At 74.4% G+C, this 4,358-nt stretch carries 4 protein-coding genes and 1 pseudogene; 2 read left to right on the top strand and 3 right to left on the bottom strand.

Features of this window, described 5'->3' with window-relative positions; all coding sequences use genetic code 11:
* The coding region (locus H5J33_RS25250) for an acetoacetate decarboxylase family protein (RefSeq protein ID WP_181797169.1) at positions 1–1,845 on the bottom strand (1,845 nt) is incomplete at its 3' end.
* Positions 1,846–2,082: 237 nt separating this feature from the next.
* Here H5J33_RS25250 and H5J33_RS25255 point away from each other — a divergent pair.
* On the top strand, positions 2,083–3,078 hold the full coding sequence (locus H5J33_RS25255) for an acyl-CoA desaturase (protein WP_309485483.1): 996 nt from the start codon (positions 2,083–2,085) through the stop codon (positions 3,076–3,078).
* Here the strand turns inward: H5J33_RS25255 and H5J33_RS25260 are convergent.
* Positions 3,060–3,809: a DUF4239 domain-containing protein gene (locus H5J33_RS25260; protein WP_181797171.1), complete on the bottom strand. Its 750-nt coding sequence runs from the start codon at positions 3,807–3,809 to the stop codon at positions 3,060–3,062. The genes H5J33_RS25255 and H5J33_RS25260 overlap by 19 nt on opposite strands.
* Before the next feature lie 53 nt (positions 3,810–3,862).
* The gene (locus H5J33_RS37775; protein ID WP_258565388.1) at positions 3,863–3,988 is read right to left on the bottom strand and encodes a hypothetical protein; all 126 of its coding nucleotides are present in this window, start codon (positions 3,986–3,988) and stop codon (positions 3,863–3,865) included.
* 177 nt (positions 3,989–4,165) lie between these two features.
* On the opposite strand from H5J33_RS37775, the pseudogene H5J33_RS36825 reads away from it, so the two are divergent.
* Positions 4,166–4,358 (top strand): annotated as a pseudogene (locus H5J33_RS36825) (hypothetical protein); the annotation flags it as partial.

Consider the following 4,358-nt stretch of genomic DNA (forward strand, 5'->3'; position numbering starts at 1 on the left):
CAGCCTGGCCTCGACGCTCACCCGGACCGCGGGCTGGCCCCAGATCTCCCGGGCGACGGCCCGCGCCTCCTCGCTGGTGACGGCGAGGGCGACGACGTACCGGCCGGTGCGGCGCAGGTCGGCCCGGCGCAGCAGGTCCAGGACCACGTCGTAGGGGCGGGGCCGCCACAGGTCGTCCACCAGCACGGACAGGGCGATCTCGGTGTACGGGCCGACGGTGGTGCAGCGGTGCTCGTACAGCGACAGCACCGCCAGCGCCCGTCGGCCCAGCCGGCTCGGCGTCATCCAGGTGACGTCGGGCAGCAGCCCGCGGGCGGTGTCCGCGTCGACGGGGAAGCACAGGTGGGCGGCGGAGGAGTCGTAGTAGCGCACCGGCACGTCGACCGGGCCGGCCGTGGTGGGCAGCGAGGTGGTGGGCAGGGTGAGGAAGGGGTAGCCCTCGGGCGGGTTGGCGCGGTCCTTGAGCTGGTAGGCCTGGGTGCGCACGACGGGCCCGCGGTAGGGGGTGAGGGCCTCGTCGACGCGTTCGCGGGCATCGGGGATGACGGTGCGCAGGTGCTCGATGTACTCGTGGAGCATGTGGCACAGCGGGAACTCGTGGGTGGGACCGGTGTAGTCGACCTCGTACCAGTTCGGGTGCGGGTCGAACGCGGTGCCCGCGCCGCGGCCGTCGAGGACGGGCACGATGTCGTGCTGGTTGGTGATGCTGGCGACCCAGGTGCGCGGGTCGGCGGGCTTCTTGGTGTCGACCGGGGAGCCGACGGCGACGACGTGGGTGACCCGGTAGGCGCGGCAGAACTCCTCGTTCTGGGCGAGGTTCATCACGGCGATCCCGCCCTCGCTGTGCCCGATCATCGCGAGGTCGGCGCCGCGCGGGATGCCGTAGTCCCGCAGGGCGAGCAGGATCGCCCTGGTGTACGGCGAGTCGGGCATGAACAGGTTGCGCCAGGCGCCGACGAAGTCCTGCGGGGAGTCGGTGCGGGGGCGGCCGGGTGCCATGCCGGGCGCCTGGAGGACGTAGCGGACGACGCCGTCCGGGCCGCGCACGTTCTGCAGCAGGATCCGCCCGTTCGTGGAGAGCAGCTCGATGTTGCGCAGGAAGCCGAGGAAGGACCCTTTCGTGGCGATGACCTGCCGCTCCTGGTCGGTGAGGCCGACGGCCTCGGCGGCGCCCTCGCCCCGGTCCAGGCCCGCCAGGTGGGCGGCGCTGACGCCGTGCAGCGGGTCGGCGGACAGTTCGCGGCCGGTGGCCAGCGCCCAGCCGGTCTCGTCGTTGTGCGGGTCCTCGTCCAGCAGGGCGCGGATCGCGAGGAGTTCGGCCATCAGCGGGGCCAGCCCGGACAGCGCGCGCTGGGCCCCCTGGTCGCGGAACAGGGCGCGCAGGGACCGTACGGCCGCCAGGTCCTTGTCGGTGGTGACGGCCTCGGTCAGCCGGCGCATGCCGGGATCGCGCTCGAACTCCGGGTGGTCGACCAGCACGGCGGCGATCCGCAGCCGCAGCGAGGTGACCGCCACCAGCGCGGCCAGGCTTTCCCGGCCCAGCACCTCGCCGGCGGCGCCGAGGACGTGGCCCATGCCCTTCGGCGCGGTGATCGCCGAGCCGCCGAGGCCCTGTTTGTTGGTCAGGGCGCGCAGCAGGGCCCACTGGGCGGGCAGGCCGGTGCGCGGGCGGCGGCGCGCGGAGGCGGTCAGGGCCGGGGTGAACAGCGCGGTGCTGGTGCGCGCGGAGACCGCGCGGATGCCCTCGGCGACGTCCACCACCTCCCGCGCGCACCGGCGCAGCAGTTCCCTGGCGTCCCGGCCGTCCGGCGCGGGCCGTCCGGGTGCGGTGCCGTCCGCTCGCATCCGACGCTCCCTCGGCTCGGTGACATGGGGCGGAGCCGGGGCGGCGCCGGCGGGCGCGGCCCCGGCTCCCATGGTCGGCCAGCGGGGCCACGCCCGCACCTTCATCCATCCAGGTAGAGGATGCCCGCGGGGGCGGAGCCGCGCGCCGAGCCTGGTGCGCCGGGGCCACCGGGTCGGCGCATAATCGCCGCCCATGACCCCCTGCACCACCCGGCCGCGCCGCGCGGGAGACACACCGTGACCGTCACCCCCGAACACCCGGAGGGGCCGCGCGCCCCGCTTCCCGACACCGTCCCGGTCGGTCTGCCGCTGCGCACCGGCTATCTGCTCACCCTCGTGGTGGGCCCGCTGGCCGTACTGGCGCTGGCACTGCCGGCCGCCCTGGCCGGCGGCTGGGGGCCGCGCTGGTACGACGCGGTCCTCGGCGCCGGGATGTACGCGCTGTCCATCATGGGCATCACCGCCGGCTTCCACCGGCACTTCACCCATCTGTCGTTCAAGGCGAAACGCCCGCTGCGGATCGCCCTCGGGGCCGCGGGCAGCCTCGCCATGGAGGGCCCGGTGACGATGTGGGTCGCCGAGCACCGGCGCCACCACCAGTACGCGGACCGGGCGGGCGACCCGCACTCGCCGTGGAAGTACGGCACCACCCGGCGGGCGCTGCTGAAGGGGCTGTGGCACGCCCAGGTCGGCTGGTTCGCCTCCTCACCGGTCCGCTCCCACTACCCCCGCTACGTCCCCGACCTGCTCGCCGACCCGGACGTGCGCCGCCTGGACCGCTGCTATCCGCTGGCCGTCGCCGTCTCGCTCGCGCTGCCGCCGGCCGTGGTCCTGGCGGTCGCCCAGGACGCGCGGTCCGCGCTGGTCACCTTCTTCTGGGCGAGCCTGGTGCGGTACGCGGTCGTGCACCATGTCACCTGGTCGGTCAACTCCGTCGCGCACGCCTTCGGCCCACGCCACTACCGCACCCGCGACCAGTCCCGGGACGTGCCCTGGGTGGCCCTGCTGACCTTCGGCGAGGGCTGGCACAACCTCCACCACGCCGATCCCAACAGCGCCCGGCACGGCGGGCTGCGCGGCCAGCCGGACCTCACGGCGTGGCTGATCGCCCGGTTCGAGCGGTGGGGCTGGGCGTACGACGTGCGCTGGCCGGACCGGCGGCGGATCGCCGCCCGGCTGCACGCGGAAACGGCCGGCCGCCGGGCACCGCACCGTCAACTGCCTGGAAAGTAACGGGAGAACGAGGACGAGTCGACGGCGAACATGCCGTTGAAGGGCTCGTTCAGCCCGTAGACCAGCAGCACGGTGAAGGTGATGAGCGCGGTCAGGCCCATCACCATCACGACATGGGTGACGCTGCGCCGTACGCCGAACATGAACATGAAGGCCACGGTCAGCAGGCCGCCGACGATCAGCCCGAACCACAGGACGGGTGACAGGGTGTCGCCGACGTCCGCCTCCCGGCCGCGCCGGGCGTCGTCCAGCACGCTGAGCTGGGCCAGCACCTCCTGGAGCGTGGCCTGCTGGACGGGGCCCGCACCGGCGGGGATCTGGCCCGCCGCCCGCAGATCGTTCAGCAGGACCCAGCCGCGCCGGTCCGGTGGCCGCCCGGCGACCATGACCGGCCACTCCTCGGACACCACGTGGTGCACGTACGCGTCGACGGCTTCCCTGGTCCGTTCGCCCGCCGGCGCGGGCAGCCCGGCGGAGAGCAGCCGGATCTGGTGCGCGGCGCTCGCCTCCGCCTGCACATGGTCCGACGCGGCGGACCGGGCCTCCCACACGGCCACCATCGACAGGCCGAGCACGAGGGCGTAGAGCACGCTGACCATCATGGCGATGTACTCGGCGACGTCCTCGCGGGGTTCCGCGTCCGGGGCGGGCGGCCAGAAGCGGTGCCGGAGCAGCACGGCGCCGGCCGCGACCACGGCGATCCCCAGAACGACGGCGAAGGTCTCGATCATCGGCGCGGTCTCCTGTCGTGTCGATGGCTGGGGGTTGCCACTGGGGCGGGGGGTTACTTGCCGATGCGCCGCGAGCCGAACAGCGCTGCGGCGAGGGCGGCGGGGATCAGCAGCAGGAACAGCACGGCGAGCAGACCGAGCCCGGTCGGCTTGCCTCCGGGCCGGATGAACCGGGACATGATGGAGGGGGCGGAGGGCGAGGGGGAGGGAGTGCGGGGGGTCGAGGTGGCGGGTGCGGTGGGGGTGGTGGACCGGCCTCCGGTGGATTGGCCCCCGGTTGCCTGGCCTCCGGTGGCTTGTCCTCCGGTTGCCTGGCCGCCCGTGGCCTGGCCGCCCGTGGCCTGGCCTCCGGTCGCTTGGCCGCCGGCTGCTTCGCCTCCGGTGACCTGACCGCCGGTGCCCTGGCCTCCGGTGGTCTGACCTTCCGTCGTCTGTCCGCCGGTGGCTTGTCCGCCGGTGGCAGCTCCTCCGGTGGCTGCTCCTCCGGTGGCCTGACCGCCCGTGGCCTGGCCACCGGTGGTCTGGCCTCCGGTGGTCCGGCCCTGACCG

This window comes from Streptomyces sp. WELS2, from assembly GCF_013870595.1.
GTDB lineage: Bacteria > Actinomycetota > Actinomycetes > Streptomycetales > Streptomycetaceae > Streptomyces.